Source organism: Pseudomonas sp. SIMBA_067, assembly GCF_046534675.1.
GTDB lineage: Bacteria > Pseudomonadota > Gammaproteobacteria > Pseudomonadales > Pseudomonadaceae > Aquipseudomonas > Aquipseudomonas putida.
The window spans coordinates 191445-213245 of sequence record NZ_JAWRYH010000004.1 but is presented as its reverse complement, the minus strand read 5'-3'; the positions used below and the strand labels follow the sequence as shown (position 1 = coordinate 213245).

Sequence of the window (21801 nt, the reverse complement as noted above, 5' to 3'; positions counted from 1 at the left end):
TGACTGCGCGTCCCCCGGCCCGATCAGTCGGCGAACGTCGGTTTCTGTTTGCTCATGTGCGCCGCCACGGCCACGCGCAGGTCTTCGGACTGCAGCATCGCGGCGTTCCAGGTGGCGATGTAATCCAGGCCATCGTCGATGCGATGGTCACGCATGTAGCTGAGCATTTCCTTGGTGCCGGCCACGGCGATCGGCGATTTTGCAGCAATCTCCCGGGCGATGGCAAAGACACCGTCCAGCAGTGCGGCCTGATCATCATAGATCCGGTTGACCAGGCCGATGCGCAGGGCCTCGTCGGCCGCAACGTTGCGCCCGGTGAAGGCCAGCTCACGCATGATGCCGTCGCCAATGATATGTGGCAAACGTTGCAGTGTGCCGACGTCGGCGGCCATGCCCATGTCGATTTCCTTGATCGAGAACTGCGCGTCGCTGCTGCAGTAACGCATGTCGCACGCCGAGATGAGGTCGATGGCGCCGCCGATACAGTAGCCCTGCACGGCCGCCAATACGGGTTTGCGGCATTTGTCCACGGCGGTGAACGAGGCCTGCAGGCGCTGGATGGTGCTACGCAGAAAGCGCGCATTGCGCCCCACGTCCTTGCCCATTTGCCCAGCCAGCGAGGCCAGCATCATGAGGTCGATGCCTGCGGAAAAATGCTTGCCTGCACCACTGATCACTACCGCCCGCACGGCATCGGTGTCGTCGATCCACTGGAAGATAGTGATGATTTCTTCCCAGAAGGCCGCGTTCATCGCGTTGACCTTTTCCGGGCGATTGATCTGAACGTGGGCGATGTTGTCGGTCAGTTCAACCTTGAACGCACTGTACTCGGTCACGGGCGGCACTCCTGCGGGTGAAGAATTCATGGCGTGGATGTTAACCCAGCCCGATGGCCGTACTTGTGCCAAAAACGGGACTGCACGCCTTGCCTAAGACGCGCCAATCCGGCACCGTGCGCCATCGCCGAATCATAAGGATACATATTCATGTCACGCTCCCTGTCCGGCGCCCTCGCCCACGGTTTTCTGGGCCAGTCGCCGCTTTGGTACAAGGCGGTCATCTGCCTGTTCCTGGTGCTCAACCCGCTGCTGCTGGTTACCGTTGGCCCGGTTGCAGCCGGCTGGGCGCTGGTGCTCGAATTCATCTTCACCCTGGGCATGGCGCTGAAGTGCTACCCGCTGATGCCTGGCGGCCTGCTGCTGATCGAAGCCTTGCTGTTACAGATGACCACGCCACAGGCGCTGTATGAGGAACTGCAACACAACTTCCCGGTGATCCTGCTGCTGATGTTCATGGTCGCCGGTATCCATTTCATGAAGGAGCTGCTGCTGTTCCTGTTTTCGCGCATTTTGCTCGGGGTACGCTCGAAGGCAGTTCTGGCGTTGCTGTTCTGTGTGCTGTCGGCGTTTCTGTCGGCGTTTCTCGATGCGCTGACCGTGACGGCGGTGATCATCAGCGCTGCGGTCGGCTTCTACGCCGTGTACCACCGCGTCGCATCCGGCGCCAACCCGCGCGAGGAAAGCGCGGTGGACAGCGACCAGCAGATCGCCCACCTGCACCGCGAAGACCTCGACCAGTTCCGCGACTTCCTGCGTAGCCTACTGATGCACGGCGCAGTGGGTACCGCCCTGGGTGGCGTGTGCACCTTGGTGGGCGAGCCACAGAACCTGCTGATCGGCCACGAGATGGGTTGGCACTTCGCCGACTTCTTCGTCAAGGTGGCACCTGTGTCGCTGCCAGTGCTGGGTGCCGGCCTGCTGACCTGTGTGCTGCTGGAAAAACTGCGCCTGTTCGGCTACGGCACCTTGATGCCCGAGCCGGTGCGCCAGGTGCTGGCCGCCTACGCGGCCGAGGACGACGCCGCGCGCACTCAGGCCCAGCGCATCGCGCTGTGGGTGCAAGGGTTTGCAGCGCTGATATTGATCGTCTGCCTGGGGCTGCATGTGGCTGAAGTGGGCCTGATTGGCCTGATGGTGATCGTGCTGATCACGGCGTTTACCGGTATCACCGATGAACACCGGCTGGGCCGCGCCTTCCAGGACGCCATGCCGTTCACCTCGTTGCTGGTGGTGTTCTTCGCCGTGGTCGCGGTTATCCATCAGCAGCAGCTGTTCAGCCCATTGATCAGCTGGGTGCTGACGCTGCCGGCCGAGCAGCAACCGGGCATGCTCTACCTGGCCAACGGTTTGCTGTCGGCGATCAGCGACAACGTGTTCGTCGCCACCATCTACATAACCGAAGTGAAGCAGGCGTTTCTCAATGGCAGCATGAGCCGCGAGCATTTCGAAACGCTGGCGGTGGCGATCAACACCGGCACCAACCTGCCCAGCGTGGCAACGCCGAATGGGCAGGCAGCGTTCCTGTTCCTGCTGACCTCGGCGATTGCGCCGCTGATCCGGCTGTCGTACGGGCGGATGGTGTGGATGGCCTTGCCCTATACCGTGGTGATGGGTGGGCTGGGTTGGTGGGCGGTGACCTACTGGCTGTGATGTAAACCTGCACGGGCCCCTTGTGATCGGCTAATTCAGTCTCTTGTAGGAGCAACCTTGTGTCGCGAACGGGCTGCGAAGCAGCCCCGGCAATTTGTGCATTTGCGCTGAAATCCTGGGGCAGCTTCGCAGCCCGTTCGCGGCACAAGGCCGCTCCTACACAGGAACTGCATCACTTTCGAGACCTGTGTCGATTCTGCCTGGTGCCATTCGACTACCCATTAAAGCAGCCACCGGGCTGCCAACAGGAGAGTCCCCATGCGCAAACTCATCGTAGCCGCCTTCATCAGCCTCGACGGCGTGATGCAAGCTCCCGGCGGCCCGAAGGAAGACACCAGCGGCGGTTTTGCCTACGGCGGCTGGATCGTGCCCTACGCCGAGGAAGTGTTTGGCCAGGCGATGCAGGCATTGTTCAGCCAGCCATTTGAGCTGCTGTTGGGCCGGCGCACCTACGACATTTTTGCCGGCTATTGGCCAAACATCAAAGACAACGCCGAAGACTTCTCCATCGCCAACCTGTTCAACAGCGTGCCCAAGCATGTGGCCACCCACACCCCTGCCACCCTCGACTGGCACAACAGCCACGCTCTCGGCACGGACATCGCCGCTGGGGTACGCTCGCTCAAGCAACGGGACGGCGCCAACCTGCTGACCCAGGGCAGCGCCGAACTGGTGCAGCAACTGCTGGCGGCAGACCTGGTCGATGAACTGCAACTGCTGACCCACCCGCTGCTACTCGGCCACGGCAAACGCCTGTTCGGTCATGACGCATCAGCAGCGGCCTTTACCTTGCAGCAGTCGCAAGTCTCGCCCAAGGGTGTGATCATCAGCCGCTACGTGCGCGCAGGCCAGGTGCAGACCGGTTCATTCGACGTGGTGTAATCCCGTACAACTTTTGCCCCGCGCAGGCATCGAAACACAGGAAGCCCCTATCCGCTCCAAGGAGGTCAACCATGGCGCTGCGCACTACGCTGCTGCTTTCCTGCATGACCCTGGCGCTGCTCGGCTGCGCCGGCAACGATCAACCGGCACCACCGCACACCCAGCAGGTGGACCTGCAACGCTACCAGGGCACCTGGTATGAACTGGGCCGGCTGCCGATGTTCTTCCAGCGCAACTGCGTGCAGTCCGAGGCACACTATGGTCTGCGCCCGGATGGCCGGATCGACGTGACCAACCGCTGCAAGGAAAAGGACGGCCAGTGGAACGAAGCCAAGGGCATCGCCGAGGCCCAGCAGCCGGGCAGCACCGACAAGCTGTGGGTGCGCTTCGACAACTGGTTCAGCCGCCTGGCACCGGGCCTGACCAAGGGCGAGTACTGGGTGCTGTACCACGACAAGGACTACCGCGTGGCGTTGGTCGGCCACCCCAACCGCGAGTACCTGTGGCTGCTTTCACGCACGCCTGCGGTCACCGACCAGCAGCGCGAGCAACTGCTGACCATCGCCCGGGAGCAAGGGTATGACACCAGCAAGCTCATCTGGCGGCAGGGAGACTAGCAGGCGGTCGACGGCTGGCGGCAATCCGGCTATGGTGTGCGCCCTTTCTCGCCTCGAAGGAACGAGACCGTTGAATACCAAGCCGCCGTCAGCACCCCGCATCCGTTTTCTTGCCCTGTGCGTGTTCCATCACCAGGGCAAGATTCTGGTCAACGTGTTCGATGATCCCGTCACCGGCCAGACGCTGTCCCGCCCACTGGGTGGCGGTATCGAGTTCGGAGAGCTGGGCCGCGATGCCATCGCGCGGGAAATCATGGAGGAGTTGGGCCAGCCGATCAGTGATGTCCGCCTGCTCGGCACCCTAGAAAGCCTGTTCACCTATGCCGGCAAACCGGGGCATGAGGTCGTGCAGGTGTACGATGCGCGCTTCGACGACGCCAGCCTGTACCAGCGCGCCTGGCTGGACGGCCACGAGTCCAACGGCAGCCCGTTCCGCGCCCGCTGGTGCGACAGCGCCGATTTCGAGCGCACTTGCCCGCTGGTGCCACAAGGGCTGCAGGCGTTGCTGCACGACTTGGCGCTGTTGGGTTGAAACAAGGAACCTGAGCATGGACCTGTTGTTCCTCGGCACCTGCGCCGGGGTGCCAACCAAGGCACGCAATGTCAGCGCCACGGCGGTGATCGAGGCCAATGGCAGCGGCTGGTACCTGGTCGACTGCGGCGAAGGCACGCAGCATCAGCTGCTGCGGACCCCGCTGTCGATCCGCGACCTGCGCGCCATTTTCATCACCCACGTGCACGGCGACCATTGCTTCGGCCTGCCCGGCCTGCTGGCCAGTGCCGGCATGAGCGGGCGTACCCAACCGCTGGAGCTGATCCTGCCGGCTGCGCTGCATGACTGGGTACGCCAGGGCCTGGTAGCCAGCGACACCTTCCTGCCGTTCGAACTGCGCCTGCTGGCCGTGGAAGAGTTGGTCGAATGGCGCAACGATACCCTGCAGGTGACCACCGTTCAGCTGTCACACCGCGTGCCGAGCGTCGGATTCGTGTTCACCGAACTCAACCCCGAACCGCGCCTGGACATCCCCCGCCTGGAAGCCGAAGGCATACCGCGTGGCCCGCTGTGGGGCGAGCTGGCCAAGGGTTTGACGGTACAGCATGGCGAGCAGTTGCTGAACGGCAACGACTACCTGCGCCCTTCCCGGCCACCGCGGCGGGTGATCGTCTGCGGCGACAACGATACCCCCGAGCTGCTGGCCGACGCTGCCCAAGGCGCGGATGTGCTGGTGCACGAAGCCACGTTCACCCAGGCCGTGGTCGAACGCACCGGGGTCACCTTCGGCCACAGTACCGCGGCGGCGGTGGCGCGCTTTGCCGAAAGCGCAGGCGTGCGCAACCTGGTGCTGACGCACTTCAGCGCCCGTTACCAGAACGACCCGCGGCGCAGCCCGAATATCGACAACGTGCGTGACGAAGCCCTCGCCCACTACCACGGGCAACTGATCCTGGCGCAGGACCTGCAGCGCTATCGCATTGGCCGTGATGGCTGTCTTGAGCCAGCCGGATGAATTAGCATGGCCGGTTTTCCAAAAGGACTTGGCCATGCAACGCATCGTGATTCTGGGCAACGCCGGCAGTGGCAAATCAACCCTGGCCCGCCAGATCGGCGCCCGCCTTGGGACGTCGGTGGTACACCTCGACACGTTGTTCTGGGAGGCCGGTTGGGTAGAACCGGATGCCGAGACCTTTCGCAGCCGGGTACGCGATGCGGTTAGCGGGCAAGCGTGGGTATGCGAGGGCAACTACAGCCGCCGCACCTTCGACCTGCGCTTGCCAAGGGCCGACCTGGTCATCTGGCTGGATACACCACGGCTGACATGCCTGAAGCGGGTCATCCTGCGCAGTGTGATGAACAAGCCACGGCCAGACCTGCCGGCCGGGTGCACAGAGCGGCTGGACCGGGCGTTTCTGACCTTCCTGAAGTTTGTGTGGACGTTCGACCGGGGCTATCGCCCAGGTATCGAAGCGAACCGCCAGGCAATCGGGCCGCAGGTGCCGGTTGTGCATCTGCGTGGTGAGCGGCAGATCGCGGTGTTTCTGGCGAGCCTTTCATCGCCTGTTACGGCCTGATCGCCGGCAAGCCAGCTCCCACAGGGGTATCACCGGGCCTGAGGGCGGCGCTGTACCTGTGGGAGCTGGCTTGCCGGCGATAGGGCCAGTGCAGGCAACATCAATCTCTGGCTAGGCCGCCAAGCGCCCGCTGGCAATCGCTTCCGACGCCTCCAGCATCGCCCGCAGCAACACTGCGCAGCCCGCCGCCAGGTCATCGGGCGTGGCGTTCTCGATTTCGTTGTGGCTGATGCCGTTTTCGCAGGGCACGAAAATCATCCCCGCTGGCCCTAGTTCGGCCAGGAAGATCGCGTCATGCCCCGCGCCGCTGACAATGTCCATGTGCGGCAACCCCAGCGCCTGCGCCGAGGCGCGCACGGCATCGACACAGCCTTTGTCGAAGTACAACGCCGGGAAGTCGGCCGTAGGCACCAGTTCGTGGCTCAAGCCATGCTTGGCACAGGTTGCCTCGATCACCCCGCGCACCTCGGCGATCATCGCATTCAGTTGCTCGCCCTCCAGGTGGCGGAAGTCCAGGGTCATGCGCACCTCACCCGGGATCACGTTACGCGAGCCTGGATACGCCTGCAGGCAACCCACAGTGCCACAGGCATGGGGCTGGTGGCCGAGGGCGGTACGGTTGACCGCCTCCACCACGGCGGCAGCGCCGACCAAGGCGTCCTTGCGCAGGTGCATGGGTGTCGGCCCCGCGTGGGCTTCAACGCCGCGCAAGGTCAGGTCGAACCACTTCTGCCCCAGCGCTCCGAGCACCACGCCGATGGTCTTGGCCTGGTCCTCAAGGATCGGGCCCTGTTCGATATGGGCCTCGAAATAGGCCCCGACCGGGTGACCCAGCACCGCGCGCGGGCCCGCATAGCCGATAGCGTTCAAGGCTTCACCGACGCTGACCCCCTGGGCATCACGCTTGGCCAAGGTTTCCTCCAGGGTGAACTTGCCGGCAAACACCCCTGAACCCATCATGCACGGTGCAAAGCGCGAGCCTTCTTCGTTGGTCCACACCACCACTTCCAGCGGGGCTTCGGTTTCCACGCCCAGGTCGTTCAGGGTACGGATCACCTCCAGCCCGGCCATCACCCCGAAGCAGCCATCGAACTTGCCGCCCGTGGGCTGGGTGTCGATATGGCTGCCCGTCATTACCGGGGGCAGCTTGGGGTTACGCCCCGGGCGGCGGGCGAAGATGTTGCCGACAGCGTCGATGCTGACCGTACAACCGGCGGCCTCGCACCACTGCACGAACAGGTCGCGGGCCTGGCGGTCGAGGTCGGTCAGGGCCAGGCGGCAGACGCCGCCCTTGGCGGTGGCACCGAGGCGGGCCAGGTCCATCAGCGACTGCCACAGGCGGTTGCTGTCGACATGCCGAGCAGTGGTCTTGAGGATCTCTTTGACTGGGGTCACGGGTTTCTCCTTCAGGCTTTTTTTGTTGTCGCTGCGGGCCTCTTCGCGGGTGAACCCGCGCCCACAACCAAACTGGCGAAGACGTAGTACAGCGCGCCGCCCAGCAGCGAGCCGGTAAACCAGCCGTAGTCGTAGAACCAGCTGAAACTGCTGTTGCCAATCGCCATGACCGTCAGCGCCACCGGCAAGCCGAAGGCGGCAAACCCGGGCCAGTTCCACGCCGGGTACACGTCGTCGCGGTACAACCCGGCCAGGTCCAGCTGCTGCCGACGGATCAGGAAGTAGTCCACCACCATGATCCCGGCAATCGGCCCGAGCAGGCTGGAATAGCCCAGCAGCCAGTTGGAATACACGCTCTCCAGGCTCAGGTCGGAGACGATCAGGCCAAGCTTCTTCAGCAACTCATGGCCCATCAGCACGAGGCCGATAAAGCCGGTCAGCCATACCGCGCGGGTGCGCCCGATCAGGCGTGGGGCGATGTTCTGGAAGTCGTTGGTCGGCGACACGATGTTCGCCGCCGTGTTGGTCGACAGTGTGGCAATCACGATCAGCGCCATGGCCAGGGCCACCCAGAACGGGCTGTGGATCCTGCCGATCAGGCTGACCGGGTCTGACACCGTCTCACCCACCAGCGACGCCGAGGCGGCGGTCAGCACCACCCCCAGCGAAGCGAACAGGAACATGGTCAGCGGCAGGCCGAAGATCTGCCCGAGAATCTGGTCCTTCTGGCTGCGGGCGTAGCGGCTGAAGTCGGGAATGTTCAGCGACAAGGTGGCCCAGAAGCCGACCATGGCCGTAAGCCCTGCACAGAAGTAACCGACCACACTCGCCCCTTCCGGGCGCTTGGGTGGTTGCGCCAGCAGTTCGGTCATCGACATGTGTGGCAAGGCCCAGAACAGCAGGCCGACGCCCACCGCCACCAGCAGCGGTGCCGACAGCGTTTCCAGCCACTTGATCGACTCGGCGCCGCGCAGCACCACCCAAAGGTTCAGGCACCAGAAAATCATGAAACCAATCACCTCGCCCGTGCCGGCCAAGGCCTTCCAGCCATCGAACACCGAGCCAAGGAACAGGTGAATGGCCAGCCCGCCGAACATGGTCTGGATACCAAACCAGCCACAGGCGACCACGGCCCGGATCAGGCACGGTACGTTGGAGCCGAGGATGCCGAACGACGAGCGCAGCAGCACCGGGAACGGGATGCCGTACTTGGTGCCGGGGAAAGCGTTGAGGGTAAGCGGGATCAGCACGATCACGTTGGCCAGCAGGATCGCCAGCAGCGCTTCGCCGACACTGAGGCCGAAGTAGGCGGTGAGCACGCCGCCCAGGGTGTAGGTGGGTACGCAGATGGACATGCCCACCCACAAGGCGGTGATGTGCCATTTGTTCCAGGTGCGCTGGTGCACCTTGGTCGGTGCGATGTCGTGGTTGTAGCGCGGGCTGTCGAGGACATCACTGCCCTCGGACAGCTCAAACAGGCCATCCTGCTCGACCACTTCCGATCTGCTCTGTTGCATGGGCCCTTCTCCAGATTTTCTTGTAGTTGTTTGCTCATCGGGCTAATTCGATGGCCGGAGTACACACGCGTATGTGCTTAGAAATCTTGACCAGAATTCCATCTTGTCAAGTCAGTCAACAACCCCTGAAAGGCCCGAAGTCAGCGGGTCTTTAAAAATTAATCCTTAAATATCAGATATTTAAAAACCATAAAATTTATAGGAAAATTTTCTTGAAGATTCCCAGATCAGCATCTAGCCTCGAATCTTGTCAGGACTGACAGGATTAACCACCCTGCCTGCCCTGCACCCGAAACAATTCCAAGAACCGGCCCAGACCGGTCAGCCTGCGAGGAAAACGGCATGTCCCTGTTGATCCGTGGCGCCACCGTGGTTACCCACGAAGAGAGTTACCCCGCCGATGTCCTGTGTGCCGATGGCCTGATCCGTGCCATCGGGCAAAACCTCGAACCGCCCACCGACTGCGAGATCCTCGACGGCAGCGGCCAGTACCTGATGCCCGGCGGCATCGACCCGCATACCCACATGCAGTTGCCATTCATGGGCACGGTGGCCAGCGAGGATTTCTTCAGTGGCACCGCTGCGGGCCTGGCCGGTGGCACCACGTCGATCATCGACTTCGTCATCCCCAACCCGCAGCAGTCGCTACTGGAGGCCTTCCACACCTGGCGCGGCTGGGCGCAAAAGAGCGCCAGCGACTACGGCTTCCATGTGGCCATCACCTGGTGGAGTGAGCAGGTGGCTGAGGAGATGGGCGAACTGGTGACCCGGCATGGGGTGAACAGCTTCAAGCACTTCATGGCCTACAAGAATGCGATCATGGCCGCCGACGACACCTTGGTGGCCAGCTTCGAGCGCTGCCTGCAACTGGGCGCGGTGCCCACCGTGCATGCCGAGAACGGCGAGCTGGTTTACCACCTGCAGAAAAAACTGCTGGCCCAGGGCCTGACCGGGCCGGAGGCACACCCGCTTTCGCGCCCTTCGCAAGTGGAAGGTGAAGCGGCCAGCCGCGCCATCCGCATTGCCGAAACGATTGGTACGCCGCTGTATGTGGTGCACATTTCCAGCCGTGAAGCGCTGGATGAAATCACCTATGCGCGCGCCAAGGGCCAGCCGGTGTACGGCGAAGTCCTGCCCGGGCACCTGCTGCTGGACGACAGCGTCTACCGTGACCCGGACTGGGCCACTGCCGCCGGCTACGTGATGAGCCCGCCGTTCCGCCCGCGCGAACACCAGGAGGCGCTGTGGCGCGGCTTGCAGTCGGGCAACCTGCACACCACGGCCACCGACCACTGCTGCTTCTGCGCCGAGCAGAAAGCCATGGGCCGCGACGACTTCAGCCGCATCCCCAACGGCACCGCCGGCATCGAAGACCGCATGGCGGTACTGTGGGATGCCGGGGTCAACAGCGGGCGCCTGTCGATGCATGAGTTCGTTGCGTTGACCTCCACCAACACGGCGAAAATCTTCAACCTGTTCCCGCGCAAGGGCGCCATCCGCGTGGGTGCCGACGCCGACCTGGTGCTGTGGGACCCGCAGGGCACCCGCACGATCTCGGCCCAGACCCACCACCAGCGGGTGGACTTCAACATCTTCGAAGGGCGCACTGTGCGCGGTGTCCCCAGCCACACCATCAGCCAAGGCAAGGTGCTCTGGGCCGATGGCGACCTGCGCGCCGAGGCCGGTGCGGGGCGGTATGTGGAACGGCCGGCGTATCCGTCGGTGTACGAGGTGCTGGGGCGACGCGCCGAACAGCAGCGCCCGACGCCCGTTCAGCGCTGAGGCCATTGGGGCTGCTCCATCGCCGGCAAGCCAGCTCCCACCTCGACCGCGCAGCTCTCGAGGCCTGTGGGCTCCCTGTGGGAGCCGGCTTGCCGGCGATTGGGCGCACAGCGCCCCCGTTTCAAGCCAAATATAATAAAGAGAGAGGCTACAACCGTGATCGACGCCCTGAACCACTTGCCGCGCCCCCGGGCCGGTGCCGACCAGTTGGCCGAGCGCTTCAGCGACCTGGCCCCACCCCTCACCGCCCGCCAGGCCGCCGTCGAAAGTGCGCGCTGCCTGTACTGCTACGACGCCCCCTGCGTCAACGCGTGCCCCAGTGACATCGACATCCCGTCATTCATCCACCGCATCAGCGACGAAAACCTGCAAGGCGCCGCCGAGCGCATCCTCTCGGCCAACATCCTGGGAGGCAGCTGCGCCCGCGTCTGCCCCACCGAAATCCTCTGCCAGCAAGCCTGCGTGCGCAACAACGCGCAGGAATGTGCACCGGTACTGATCGGCCAGTTGCAGCGCTACGCCCTTGACAACGCCCACTTCACCGAACACCCGTTCAAGCGCTCACCGGCTACCGGCAAACGCATCGCCGTAGTCGGCGCCGGCCCTGCCGGGCTGTCCTGCGCGCACCGGCTGGCCATGCACGGGCATGACGTGGTGGTGTTCGAGGCCTGCGACAAGGCCGGCGGGCTTAACGAGTACGGCATCGCCCGCTACAAGCTGGTCGACGACTACGCCCAGCGTGAAGTGGAGTTCCTGCTGGGCATTGGCGGCATCGAAGTACGCCATGGCCAGCGCCTGGGCGGCAACCTCAGCCTGGGCGAACTGCGCGATCAGTACGACGCGGTGTTCCTCGGCCTCGGTCTGACCGCCGTGCGCCAGCTGGGCCTGCCCGATGAAGAAGCCCCTGGCGTGCTCGCCGCCACCGAATACATCCGCGAGTTGCGCCAGGCCGATGACCTGAGCCAGCTACCCTTGGCCGACCGCTGCCTGGTGATCGGTGCTGGCAATACCGCCATCGACATGGCCGTGCAGATGAGCCGCCTGGGGGCCCGCGACGTCAACCTGGTGTACCGCCGTGGCCACGCCGACATGGGCGCCACCGGCCACGAGCAGGACATCGCCAAGGCCAACCAGGTGCGCCTGCACACCTGGGCCCGCCCCGACGCCGTGCTGCTGGACGACGCCGGCAAGGTGCGCGGCATGCGCTTTGCCCGCACCGAACTGGCGGACGGCCGCCTGCGCGACACCGGCGAAACCTTCGAGCTGGCCGCCGATGCCATCTTCAAGGCCATCGGCCAGCGCTTCGACGATGCCTGCCTCGTCGACCCGGTGGCCGCACAACTGGCCCGCGAGGGTGAGCGCATTCGCGTTGACGAAACCCTGCAGACCAGCCTGCCGGGCGTGTATGCCGGCGGCGACTGCACCGCCCTGGGCCAGGACCTTACCGTCCAGGCCGTGCAGCACGGCAAGCTGGCCGCCGAAGCCATCCATGCCCAACTCATGCTCAACGTGGAGGCAGCGTAAATGGCCGACTTGTCTATCGTATTTGCCGGGATCAAGGCACCCAACCCGTTCTGGCTGGCGTCCGCACCGCCAACCGACAAGGCCTACAACGTGGTCCGCGCCTTCGAGGCCGGCTGGGGCGGCGTGGTCTGGAAAACCCTGGGCGAGGACCCGGCGGCGGTCAACGTGTCGTCGCGCTATTCGGCGCACTACGGCGCCAACCGCCTGGTGCAGGGCATCAACAACATCGAGCTGATAACCGACCGTTCGCTGGAAATCAACCTGCACGAAATCACCCAGGTGAAGAAAGACTGGCCCGACCGAGCCTTGATCGTGTCGCTGATGGTGCCGTGCGTGGAGGACTCGTGGAAGTTCATCCTGCCGCTGGTGGAAGCCACCGGTGCCGATGGCATCGAGCTGAACTTCGGCTGCCCGCACGGCATGCCGGAACGTGGCATGGGTGCGGCAGTCGGCCAGGTGCCGGAATACGTGGAGCTGGTCACCCGCTGGTGCAAGACGTACTGCTCGCTGCCGGTGATCGTCAAGCTCACGCCGAACATCACCGACATCCGCCAGTCAGCTCGCGCTGCGCACCGCGGCGGGGCCGATGCGGTGTCGTTGATCAACACCATCAACTCCATCACCAGCGTCGACCTGGACCGCATGGTCGCCCACCCCATCGTCGGTGACCAGAGCACCCATGGCGGTTATTGCGGCTCGGCAGTGAAGCCGATTGCCCTGAACATGGTGGCGGAAATTGCCCGCGACCCGGAAACGCGCGGCTTGCCGATCTGCGGCATTGGCGGCATCGGCAACTGGCGTGATGCGGCTGAGTTCATCGCCCTGGGCAGTGGCGCCGTGCAGGTGTGCACCGCGGCGATGCTGCACGGGTTCCGTATTGTCGAGGACATGAAGGACGGCCTGGCGCGCTGGATGGACCAGCATGGGCATCACACTGTCGAAGCGTTCCGCGGGCAGGCGGTGGGGCACACCACCGACTGGAAGTACCTGGACATCAACTATAAATCGGTGGCGCACATCGATCAGGAGGCGTGCATTGGCTGTGGGCGCTGCCACATCGCCTGTGAGGATACCTCGCACCAGGCCATTGCCAGCACGCTGAAGGCAGATGGCACACATGCCTACAGCGTGATCGAAGAGGAATGCGTGGGCTGCAACCTGTGCCAGATCACCTGCCCGGTAGAAAACTGCATCGAGATGCAGGCGCAGGATACCGGCAAGCCGTACCTGAACTGGACGCAGGACCCGCGTAACCCCTACCGCGAGGCCAGTTGAGGTAGATCACTGCCTGAACCAGCAACGCGATCGGTATAGGAGCGGCCTTGTGCCGCTCCTATAATGGACCGCGTCAGGCTGGAACCTCGGGTCAGGGCTCCAGCCCGATCCCCCGCAAGATCACGCTGGTCACCGTCTGCACCGCACTCTCGAACGCCATGTCCGAAAGCACCTCACCACCATTGAGCAACTGCACCTGGTAACCAAAGTCGGCATAGTGCTGGGTAGACGCCCAGATCATGTACAACAACGCCGACGGCTCCACCGGCAGAATACGCCCCTCCTCCACCCAACGGCGAATCTTGGCTTCCTTCAATTTCGCCCAGGGCACCAGGCTGTCATCCAGGTTCACCCCAAGCACCGGCGCCCCGTGCAGCATCTCTTCGGCCCAGATCTTCGAGCCCAGCGGCCGCGAGCGCGAGTGGCCCATCTTGGCCCTGATGTAGCTGGTCAGCACCACGCGCGGGTCGTCGAAGTTCTCGAAGCACAGTGCGTCCTGCTTCCACACATCCAGCAGGTCCTGCAGCACCGCACGGAACAACTCGTCCTTGGTGCTGAAGTAATAGTGCAAGTTGGAGCGTGGCAATTCGGCCTGCTCGGCGATGTCCCCCATGGAGGTGGCGCCGTAGCCTTTCTCGGCAAACACCTTTTCCGCCGCCTGCAAGATCTTCTCGATATTGCGTCGGCGAATTTCGATCTTGTGATTGGCCATCAGGCTTGGGCCGCCCAAACCGCCAAGCCACCGGTCAACCGGCCGTCACTGAACTCGATATTGTCGATTTGCCGGTCAGTACCGCGAATGCCCATGTGTGCTCCGTGCCGAAGGGGTTTGGCCTAGTCTACTCCGCTCGTTTCACACTTTTATATCACGCGGCCTGAAACAACCGGGTAATCACGGGCTGATGGCGGTGGCGCGCCTGCCAGATATCGTAATCAGCCTGAATGGCCAACCATAGGCGGGCGGTACTGATACCCGCCATCTCCAGGCGTACAGCCAGGTCCGGAGACATTGCCGCGCGGCCATGCAGTACCCGCGAAAGCGCTTCGCGGGAAAACCCAAGGTGCGACGCGAAGGCTTTTACCGTCAGGCCAAGCGCTGGCAAAACATCTTCGCGCAAGGTTTCGCCAGGATGTGGCGGATTGTGCAAAGTCATGAACAGCTCTCCGAACTAGGTGTACGCACCTAGTGTGACCCTACACATCACACTCATACAGACAATATATGTGACGCAATGCGTCACAATTGACGGAGTACCAAGCCTATCGCGCACCTTGTGGGAGCGGGTTCACCCGCGAACACCGGCGAAGCCGGTGCCATGCTGCGCGTTGTATTCTTCGCGGGTAAACCCGCTCCCACAGGGATCTCACGCGATTCTAGATATTGAGCAAGGCAGTTGCTACGTTCATCCGCTACCCGCACCTCGCCCGGTCGCGCACCGGGCACTGTGCGCGATGAAGATTGAGTGCGGTGTTGATGATGCCGATATGGCTGAACGCCTGGGGGAAGTTGCCGAGCATGCGCTGGCCGGCCGGGTCGTATTGTTCGGCCAGCAGGCCAAGGTCGTTGGTCAGGCCGGTCAGGTGCTGGTACAGCGCTTCGGCTTCAGCCTGGCGGCCCAGCAAAACATAAACGTCTGCCAGCCAGAACGAACACACCAGGAAGGTGCCCTCCCCCGGCGTCAGGCCATCGCTGCAACTGTCACTGTCGTAGCGCATCAGCAGGCCGTTCTTCAGCAGGCGCCGTTCGACCTGCTCCAGCGTGCGTAAAAAGCGGGGGTCATCCACCGGCAGGAAGCCGGTCAGGGCAACTTGCAACAGGCTGGCGTCCATTTCGGTAGAGCCATACGCCTGGACGAAGAACTGGCCGCTGGGGTCCAGGCCTTGCTCGCAGACTTCGCGGTGAATCTCGTCGGCCACCTGGCGGTAATGCTGCCCGCGCTCGCGGCCTTCTTCAGTGGTGTCGGCCAACCCCGCAGCACGGTCGAAGGCGACCCAGGCCATCACCTTGGAGTGGACGAACTGCTGCCGGCCGCCGCGCACTTCCCAGATGCCTTCGTCCGGCTCGCGCCAGATGCCTTCGAGGTAAGGCATGATCAGGCGGGAGATGGCGGCGCTGCGCGGGTGGCGCGGCAGGCCGCCCTTGATCGCCTGGGACATGGCATCGGCCAGTTCGCCATAGATGTCCAGCTGCATCTGCTGCGATGCGGCATTGCCTACCCGCACGGGTTGCGAATGCTCGTAACCGGCCAGCCACGGCAAGGTGTATTCCTGCAGGTCGCGCTCGCCCGCCAGGCCATACATGATCTGCATTTGCTCGGGGTTGCCGGCTACCGAGCGCAGCAGCCATTCGCGCCAGGCCTGGGCCTCGTCGAAGTAGCCGAGGTTCATGAACGCCAGCAAGGTCATGGTGGCGTCGCGCAGCCAGCAGAAGCGGTAGTCCCAGTTGCGCTCCCCGCCCACACGCTCGGGCAGCGAGGTGGTGACGGCGGCGACGATGCCGCCAGTGGGGGCGTAGGTCATGGCCTTGAGGGTGAGCAACGAGCGGCGCACCAGCGGGGTATAGGGGCCTACCTGCGGGCACCGGGCAGCGAAGGCCTGCCATTGCTGGAGGGTTTGCTGCAGCGCAGCCTCGACATCGCAATCGGGCTGCACAGGCAGGTGCGAGGGTTGGTGGCGCATGCTGAACACATGGCGCTCCCCCGCACAGACGCGAAAACGTGCAACGGTGTGGTGGTCACGGGCGTGCGAGGGGACCGTGCTGCACAGGATCAGGCGGTCGGGGCCGGCCACAGCGCTCAGGGTCAGGGGGTCGAGCTTTTCTACCCAAGGCACGCTGCGCCCGTAGTCGAAACGCAGGACCAGGTCCATCTCGAAGTTGATTTCGCCAGCCAGGCCTTCGACGATGCGCACCACCGAGTTGACCTCGCCCAGGGGCATCAGGTCGAGCACCCGTGCCCGGCCAGAGGCGGTGACCCAGGTGGTTTCAAGTACCAGGGTGTCCTCCAGGTATTGCCGGCTGGTGTGCTCGACCGGGTCGCAGGGGGCCAGGCGCCAGCGGCCGTTTTCTTCATTGCCCAGCAGGGCCGCAAACACGGCGGGGGCGTCGAAGCGTGGCAGGCACAGCCAGTCAATGGAGCCATCGCGGCTGACCAGGGCGGCGCTGCGGCAATTGCCCAGCAAGGCGTAGTCTTCGATGTGGGCAGGCATTAGGTCTCCTTGATGTGATTGCCTGTGCCGGACCTTTAGCCGCGAAAGGGCCGGCACAGGCTTTACAAAAGTCTCACCCCAAGCGGTGCCACTCGCGCTTGTCGCGGGTCAGCAATTCATTGCCGGCTTCCGGCCCGTCTTCACCAGCCGGGTACTCATGCACCTCGCTGGCCTGCGCCCACGCATCCAGAAACGGCTGCACCGCCCGCCAGCCGTTCTCGATGTTGTCGGCCCGCTGGAACAGGGTCTGGTCACCGGTCAGGCAGTCGTAGATCAGCGTCTCGTAGCCGGTCGCCGGGGTCATCTTGAAGAAGTCCTTGTAGGCAAAGCCCATCTCGACGTTCTCCATCACCAGCTCCGGGCCGGGCCGTTTGGCCTGCAGGTCAAACCACATGCCTTCGTTGGGCTGAATCTGGATTTTCAGGTAGTTGGGCTTGGGCCGCTCCAGCTCCGACTCGCGGAACTGCGCATAGGGCGCGGGCTTGAAGCAAATGGCAATTTCGGTGTCGCGCACGCTCATGCGCTTGCCGGTGCGCAAGTAGAACGGCACGCCAGCCCAACGCCAGTTGTCGATCATCACCTTAAGCGCCACATAGGTTTCGGTCTGGCTGTCAGGCGCCACGTTGGCCTCCTGGCGGTAGCCGGGCAGCTGCTTGCGCCCCTGCTTGCCGGCACTGTACTGGCCGCGCACCGAGTTTTTCAGGGCCATTTTCGCCGACCATGGGCGAATGGCACCGACCACCTTGGCCTTTTCGCCGCGCACCGCGTCGGCGCCGAACGCGGCCGGTGGCTCCATGGCCACCATTGCCAGCAACTGGAACAGGTGGTTGGGAACCATGTCGCGCAGGGCCCCGGTGCTGTCGTAGAACGCACCACGGGTTTCGACGCCGACCGTTTCCGCAGCGGTGATCTGCACGTGGTCGATGTAGTGGTTGTTCCAGAACGATTCGAACAGGCCGTTGGAGAAGCGGCTGACCAGAATGTTCTGCACCGTCTCTTTGCCCAGGTAATGGTCGATGCGGTAGATCTGCCGTTCGCCCATCACTTTCAACAGGCAGGCGTTGAGCGCCTCGGCGCTGGCCAGGTCGGTGCCGAATGGCTTCTCGACCACGACGCGGCGGAAGCCGCCGCCAGACTCGTCGAGCAAGCCAGCCTGCCCCAGGCGCTGCGCCACCTCGGGGAAGAAGCGCGGCGAGGTGGCCAGGTAGAAGATGGCATTGCCGTGGCTGGTTTTGTCGATGCGCTTGGCCAGGGCCTGGTAAGTGGCCGGGTCGAGGAAATCGCCCGTCTGGTAATCCAGGCGCTTGGCCAGGCGTGCCCAGAGCTTTTCGTCCAGGCACTTGGCGCTGCCCTCGCCGCCTTTGTCACGCTCGAGCATGAACGCATGCAGGCGCGCGGCGAAATCCTCGGCGCTGGCCGGGTTGTGGTCCACGCCAACGATGCGCAGGTTGCGGTCCAGCAAACCGTCGCGGCTGAGGTTGTACAGCGCCGGCATCAGCAGGCGCTTGACCAGGTCGCCATTGGCGCCAAACAGGAACAGGGTACAAGGGGGGGCGGCTGGAATGGTCTGTTTGGTCATTCGCCTTTCTTCTCGACGTGGCCACCGAAGCCCAGGCGCATGGCCGAAAGGACCTTGTCACCATAAGTGCCCTGCTGCTGGCGCGAGCGGAAGCGCGCAAACAGTGCGCTGGACAGCACCGGCACCGGCACCGCCTGCTCGACGGCGGCATCGATGGTCCAGCGGCCTTCGCCACTGTCGGATACCGAGCCACTGAACTGCGACAGCTGCGGGTCGGCCACCAAGGCATCGGCGGTGAGGTCGAGCAGCCATGAGGTCACCACGCTGCCACGCCGCCACACTTCGGCGATTTCGGCCACGTTCAGGTCAAAGCGCTGGTCTTGCGGCAGCTCGTTGCCGCCTTTGCTGCGCAGGAGGTCGAAGCCTTCGGCATAGGCCTGCATCAGGCCGTACTCGATACCGTTATGCACCATTTTCACGTAGTGCCCGGCGCCCGGTGGGCCAGCGTGGATATAGCCATGCTCGGCGCGCTGGTGCTCGCCGCTGCGGCCATGCGTGCGCGGGATGTCACCCACGCCCGGGGCCAGCGCCTTGAACAGTGGCTCCAGGCGCTCGAACACGTCCTTTTCGCCGCCGATCATCATGCAATAGCCACGGTCCAGGCCCCATACGCCGCCAGAAGTGCCGACGTCCAGGTAATGCAGGCCGCGTTTTGCCAGCTCGGCAGCGCGGCGCATGTCGTCCTTGTAGAAGGTATTGCCGCCGTCGATGATCGCATCGCCCGGCTCCAGCAGCTCGGCCAGCTGCGCGATGGTCTGCTCGGTGGGCTCGCCGGCCGGCAGCATTACCCACACTGCGCGCGGCGCTTTCAGCTTTTGTACCAACGCACCGAGGTCGTGCGCGCCTTGCGCGCCCTCGCCCTCCAGCCCGGTAATAGCCTCGCGGTTGCGGTCGTGCACCACGGTGCGGTGGCCGGCGCGCATCAGGCGCCTTGCGATATTGCCGCCCATGCGGCCCAGCCCGACGATTCCCAATTGCATGAGCCGATGCTCCCTTACGAAATGGATGACAACACAGTCCAGCGTTTCAGATTAGTCCAGCATGCCGCCCGAGGGTTCAGCGACGAACGGCAAGACCACGATAAACAAAAAAGTTCCCACCAACTGCAAAAGAATTCAGAATGCGCCCCGCGTGAAGCGTCTACGCTTTGACTTGTCACCAGCCAAAACCGCGAGGTGTGCTCATGGGTACCTTGATGCCTGCAACCCCAACCCAGACCCTCTATGTCTCCGTGCGCCGTGATGAGCTGCGTAAACTGAAAGACGAACGTGACCAGCTGCGCCAACAGGTCGCCCAGTTGAACCTGCTGCTGGCGCAACAGCGCGCTGGCGAAAAGGCTACAAGCCTCTAGTTTTTCTCCCTCTTGTGGGGGCTGCCTGGCTCCCACTCGCCGCTTTCAAAGCTACCCATTCAACTTGTTGCGCACCATCAAGGTGCGTTACCGGTGGCGAGCCACATTTTGGCCCACCCCTCAACCACCCCGCACCACCGTCGCCCAAACCATTTCACAACCGGTCACAAACGCCAACGTTTGCGTCTATTGCGCACATAACAATAGTGACCAGTGGGTCACCTTTTTATCACTTTCTCTCCTACACTCGGTTTTCGGCCCGCCAATTGCTCAGTGGAAGAGTGACCCAAAAAAAGTCGAACTTTCAGGAAACCCGGCGGGTCATCAACATAAGCAGGCCAGACGCATCGGGCTATCCCGATCCTGAGCCCGCACACCCCAAACAGTCCAATCGCCTTCGGCCGGAATGCCGATCGCGCTGTGCCTGCGCGCACGACCCTGGGGCATGGAACGCACTAAGCAGTTTCGAATTAGAGAGAACCAACACGAAATATCTTCACGGGTGCCAGCACCCGGCCAAGCATAGGGACGGAGAGAAGTATGATCAGTGCCGCTGTCGAGCCTCACGTAGATTCATTCAAACCGGACAACCGCGAGCCGCTCACCCCGGATTTCGCCACGACAGGCAAGGCACCCGGCGCCCAGCGCCAGCACAACCCGAACATGCGCAAGATTCTGTTCGTCACCTCGGAAATCGCAGACCTGGTAAAGACCGGAGGCCTGGGCGACGTGTCCGCCGCCCTGCCCCGTGCCCTGGCCCACCTGCACGATGTACGGGTGCTGATCCCTGGCTACCGCCAGGTAATGGAAAGCGACAACCCGATCCATATCGTCGGTGAACTGGGCGGTCACGCGGCCCTGCCGCCCTGCAAGATCGGGCGCATGGACATGGCTGACGGCCTGGTCATCTATGTATTGATCTGCCCCGAGCTGTACCAGCGCGACGGCACACCCTATGGTGCCAACAACGGCCGCGACTGGCCCGACAACCACATCCGCTTCGCCCGCCTGGGCCTGGCGGCTGCCGAAATCGCGGCTGGCGAAGGCAAGATCCACTGGAAACCGGAAGTGGTTCACGCGCATGACTGGCCCGCTGGCCTGGCGCCTGCCTACATGCATTGGCGCGGGTTGAACACGCCTACCCTGTTCACCATTCACAACCTGGCGTACCAGGGGGTGTACAGCCGTGGTTGCAGCCCGGAGCTGGCAATTCCCGACCACGCCATGCAGCAGGAAGGCATGGAGTTCTACGGCAAGCTGTCGTTCCTCAAGGCTGGCCTGGCTTACTCCAGCCACATCACCACCGTCAGCGCCACCTATGCCCGGGAAATCACCACCCCGGAATTCGGCTGCGGCCTGGACGGCTTCCTCGCCAGCAAAGCCCAGCAAGGCCTGCTCGGCGGTATCCCCAACGGTATCGACGAAAGCTGGGACTCGGCCACCGACAAGCACCTGCAGCACAACTTCAGCATCAACGACTGGGAAGGCAAGGCGCGCAACACTCAGGAGGTACGCGCTCTGTTCGGTCTGCAGGATTCTGACGGACCGCTGTTCGCCGTGGTATCACGGTTGGTGTACCAGAAGGGCCTGGACCTGACCTTGGGTGTGGCCGACTACATCGTCGAACAAGGCGGGCAGATTGCGATCATCGGCCGTGGCGAGCCGGAAGAAGAACAGGCCATGCGCGAGCTGGCGCTGCGCCACCCCGGCCGCATCGGCGTGCGCATCGGTTTCAACGAAACCGACGCCCGGCGCATGTTCGCCGGCAGCGACTTCTTGCTGATGCCGTCGCGCTACGAGCCCTGCGGCCTCAGCCAGATGTACGCGCAACGCTTCGGCTCGCTGCCGGTAGCGCGCAACACTGGCGGCCTGGCCGACACCATCGAGTGCGGCGTCACGGGCTTCCTGTTCAACGAGTCGACGGTGGAGAGCTACCGGGAGGCACTCAGCCGTGCCTTCTATGTATACGGCAAGAAGGACCTGCTGAACGCCATGCGCTGCCTGTCGATGACCCAGCCATTCAACTGGTGCCAGGCGGTGGAACCCTACGCCCGCCTCTACGAGGACCTGGTCAAGCAGGCACAACTGAGCCACTACTGAGCGGGGGCTGGAA

At 63.6% G+C, this 21801-nt stretch carries 19 protein-coding genes; 11 read left to right on the top strand and 8 right to left on the bottom strand.

Translation table 11 applies throughout. The annotated features are described in order from the left end of the window. Positions 1-23 precede the first annotated feature (23 nt). Positions 24-836, bottom strand: coding sequence for a crotonase/enoyl-CoA hydratase family protein (locus SB765_RS11445; RefSeq protein ID WP_410931343.1), 813 nt, complete (start codon positions 834-836; stop codon positions 24-26). Between the two features lie 150 nt (positions 837-986). Here SB765_RS11445 and nhaB point away from each other — a divergent pair, with 150 nt between their 5' ends. The 6 genes from nhaB to SB765_RS11415 all read left to right on the top strand — a co-directional run bounded on the left by nhaB (position 987) and on the right by SB765_RS11415 (position 6058). Continuing rightward, positions 987-2489 carry a sodium/proton antiporter NhaB gene (gene nhaB, locus SB765_RS11440; RefSeq protein WP_410931342.1) on the top strand — a complete coding sequence of 501 codons (1503 nt, stop codon included), beginning with the start codon at positions 987-989 and terminating at the stop codon, positions 2487-2489. 258 nt (positions 2490-2747) lie between these two features. Next, the gene (locus SB765_RS11435) at positions 2748-3371 is read left to right on the top strand and encodes a dihydrofolate reductase family protein (protein ID WP_410931341.1); all 624 of its coding nucleotides are present in this window, start codon (positions 2748-2750) and stop codon (positions 3369-3371) included. A gap of 71 nt (positions 3372-3442) precedes the next feature. Then, positions 3443-3988: a lipocalin family protein gene (locus tag SB765_RS11430; RefSeq protein WP_016498835.1), complete on the top strand. Its 546-nt coding sequence runs from the start codon at positions 3443-3445 to the stop codon at positions 3986-3988. Positions 3989-4019: 31 nt separating this feature from the next. After that, positions 4020-4520 (top strand): NUDIX hydrolase, encoded by a 501-nt coding sequence (locus tag SB765_RS11425; protein ID WP_241800954.1) that lies wholly within the window; start codon positions 4020-4022, stop codon positions 4518-4520. 16 nt (positions 4521-4536) lie between these two features. Further along, complete coding sequence (locus SB765_RS11420; protein WP_341796253.1) at positions 4537-5496, top strand: ribonuclease Z; 960 nt, start codon at positions 4537-4539, stop codon at positions 5494-5496. A gap of 34 nt (positions 5497-5530) precedes the next feature. Continuing rightward, on the top strand, positions 5531-6058 hold the full coding sequence (locus tag SB765_RS11415; RefSeq protein WP_341796254.1) for an AAA family ATPase: 528 nt from the start codon (positions 5531-5533) through the stop codon (positions 6056-6058). A gap of 111 nt (positions 6059-6169) precedes the next feature. Here the strand turns inward: SB765_RS11415 and SB765_RS11410 are convergent, their stop codons facing one another. Together SB765_RS11410 and SB765_RS11405 are read right to left on the bottom strand one after the other, a co-directional pair. Continuing rightward, a complete protein-coding gene (locus SB765_RS11410) occupies positions 6170-7453 on the bottom strand; it encodes a Zn-dependent hydrolase (RefSeq protein WP_197898881.1) in 1284 nt (427 codons plus the stop codon). 11 nt (positions 7454-7464) lie between these two features. Further along, on the bottom strand, positions 7465-8970 hold the full coding sequence (locus SB765_RS11405; protein WP_341796256.1) for an NCS1 family nucleobase:cation symporter-1: 1506 nt from the start codon (positions 8968-8970) through the stop codon (positions 7465-7467). A 342-nt stretch (positions 8971-9312) separates the two neighbouring features. Here SB765_RS11405 and hydA point away from each other — a divergent pair, with 342 nt between their 5' ends. The 3 genes from hydA to preA all read left to right on the top strand — a co-directional run bounded on the left by hydA (position 9313) and on the right by preA (position 13551). Then, a complete protein-coding gene (hydA, locus tag SB765_RS11400; protein ID WP_410931340.1) occupies positions 9313-10752 on the top strand; it encodes a dihydropyrimidinase in 1440 nt (479 codons plus the stop codon). A gap of 156 nt (positions 10753-10908) precedes the next feature. Then, positions 10909-12276: an NAD(P)-dependent oxidoreductase gene (locus SB765_RS11395; protein ID WP_410931339.1), complete on the top strand. Its 1368-nt coding sequence runs from the start codon at positions 10909-10911 to the stop codon at positions 12274-12276. Continuing rightward, a complete protein-coding gene (preA, locus tag SB765_RS11390; RefSeq protein ID WP_410931338.1) occupies positions 12277-13551 on the top strand; it encodes an NAD-dependent dihydropyrimidine dehydrogenase subunit PreA in 1275 nt (424 codons plus the stop codon). It abuts the gene before it with no gap. Between the two features lie 91 nt (positions 13552-13642). Here preA and SB765_RS11385 read toward each other — a convergent pair whose 3' ends face one another. The 5 genes from SB765_RS11385 to gnd all read right to left on the bottom strand — a co-directional run bounded on the left by SB765_RS11385 (position 13643) and on the right by gnd (position 19317). Beyond that, positions 13643-14263 (bottom strand): TetR/AcrR family transcriptional regulator, encoded by a 621-nt coding sequence (locus SB765_RS11385; protein ID WP_341796259.1) that lies wholly within the window; start codon positions 14261-14263, stop codon positions 13643-13645. A gap of 154 nt (positions 14264-14417) precedes the next feature. After that, a complete protein-coding gene (locus tag SB765_RS11380) occupies positions 14418-14705 on the bottom strand; it encodes a HigA family addiction module antitoxin (RefSeq protein ID WP_063422603.1) in 288 nt (95 codons plus the stop codon). 256 nt (positions 14706-14961) lie between these two features. After that, entirely contained in the window at positions 14962-16758 is a 1797-nt protein-coding gene (locus SB765_RS11375; protein ID WP_410910041.1) for a glycoside hydrolase family 15 protein, read from the bottom strand. A 73-nt stretch (positions 16759-16831) separates the two neighbouring features. After that, on the bottom strand, positions 16832-18337 hold the full coding sequence (zwf, locus tag SB765_RS11370; protein WP_341796261.1) for a glucose-6-phosphate dehydrogenase: 1506 nt from the start codon (positions 18335-18337) through the stop codon (positions 16832-16834). Then, a complete protein-coding gene (gnd, locus tag SB765_RS11365; RefSeq protein WP_341796262.1) occupies positions 18334-19317 on the bottom strand; it encodes a phosphogluconate dehydrogenase (NAD(+)-dependent, decarboxylating) in 984 nt (327 codons plus the stop codon). The genes zwf and gnd overlap by 4 nt, the downstream gene beginning before the upstream one ends. A gap of 203 nt (positions 19318-19520) precedes the next feature. Here gnd and SB765_RS11360 point away from each other — a divergent pair, with 203 nt between their 5' ends. Together SB765_RS11360 and glgA are read left to right on the top strand one after the other, a co-directional pair. Further along, entirely contained in the window at positions 19521-19688 is a 168-nt protein-coding gene (locus SB765_RS11360; protein ID WP_410931337.1) for a DUF6026 family protein, read from the top strand. 540 nt (positions 19689-20228) lie between these two features. Next, positions 20229-21788 carry a glycogen synthase GlgA gene (glgA, locus tag SB765_RS11355; RefSeq protein WP_341796264.1) on the top strand — a complete coding sequence of 520 codons (1560 nt, stop codon included), beginning with the start codon at positions 20229-20231 and terminating at the stop codon, positions 21786-21788. Positions 21789-21801: the final 13 nt, after the last annotated feature.

Excerpts from the sequence above, each read along its gene's own strand:
- nhaB (WP_410931342.1), top strand. The coding sequence starts at position 987 with ATGTCACGCTCCCTGTCCGGCGCCCTCGCCCACGGTTTTCTGGGCCAG.
- SB765_RS11435 (WP_410931341.1), top strand. The coding sequence starts at position 2,748 with ATGCGCAAACTCATCGTAGCCGCCTTCATCAGCCTCGACGGCGTGATG.
- SB765_RS11430 (WP_016498835.1), top strand. The coding sequence starts at position 3,443 with ATGGCGCTGCGCACTACGCTGCTGCTTTCCTGCATGACCCTGGCGCTG.
- SB765_RS11425 (WP_241800954.1), top strand. The coding sequence starts at position 4,020 with ATGGTGTGCGCCCTTTCTCGCCTCGAAGGAACGAGACCGTTGAATACC.
- SB765_RS11420 (WP_341796253.1), top strand. The coding sequence starts at position 4,537 with ATGGACCTGTTGTTCCTCGGCACCTGCGCCGGGGTGCCAACCAAGGCA.
- SB765_RS11415 (WP_341796254.1), top strand. The coding sequence starts at position 5,531 with ATGCAACGCATCGTGATTCTGGGCAACGCCGGCAGTGGCAAATCAACC.
- SB765_RS11405 (WP_341796256.1), bottom strand. The coding sequence starts at position 8,970 with ATGCAACAGAGCAGATCGGAAGTGGTCGAGCAGGATGGCCTGTTTGAG.
- hydA (WP_410931340.1), top strand. The coding sequence starts at position 9,313 with ATGTCCCTGTTGATCCGTGGCGCCACCGTGGTTACCCACGAAGAGAGT.
- preA (WP_410931338.1), top strand. The coding sequence starts at position 12,277 with ATGGCCGACTTGTCTATCGTATTTGCCGGGATCAAGGCACCCAACCCG.
- SB765_RS11385 (WP_341796259.1), bottom strand. The coding sequence starts at position 14,263 with ATGGCCAATCACAAGATCGAAATTCGCCGACGCAATATCGAGAAGATC.
- SB765_RS11380 (WP_063422603.1), bottom strand. The coding sequence starts at position 14,705 with ATGACTTTGCACAATCCGCCACATCCTGGCGAAACCTTGCGCGAAGAT.
- SB765_RS11375 (WP_410910041.1), bottom strand. The coding sequence starts at position 16,758 with ATGCCTGCCCACATCGAAGACTACGCCTTGCTGGGCAATTGCCGCAGC.
- zwf (WP_341796261.1), bottom strand. The coding sequence starts at position 18,337 with ATGACCAAACAGACCATTCCAGCCGCCCCCCCTTGTACCCTGTTCCTG.
- gnd (WP_341796262.1), bottom strand. The coding sequence starts at position 19,317 with ATGCAATTGGGAATCGTCGGGCTGGGCCGCATGGGCGGCAATATCGCA.
- SB765_RS11360 (WP_410931337.1), top strand. The coding sequence starts at position 19,521 with ATGGGTACCTTGATGCCTGCAACCCCAACCCAGACCCTCTATGTCTCC.
- glgA (WP_341796264.1), top strand. The coding sequence starts at position 20,229 with ATGATCAGTGCCGCTGTCGAGCCTCACGTAGATTCATTCAAACCGGAC.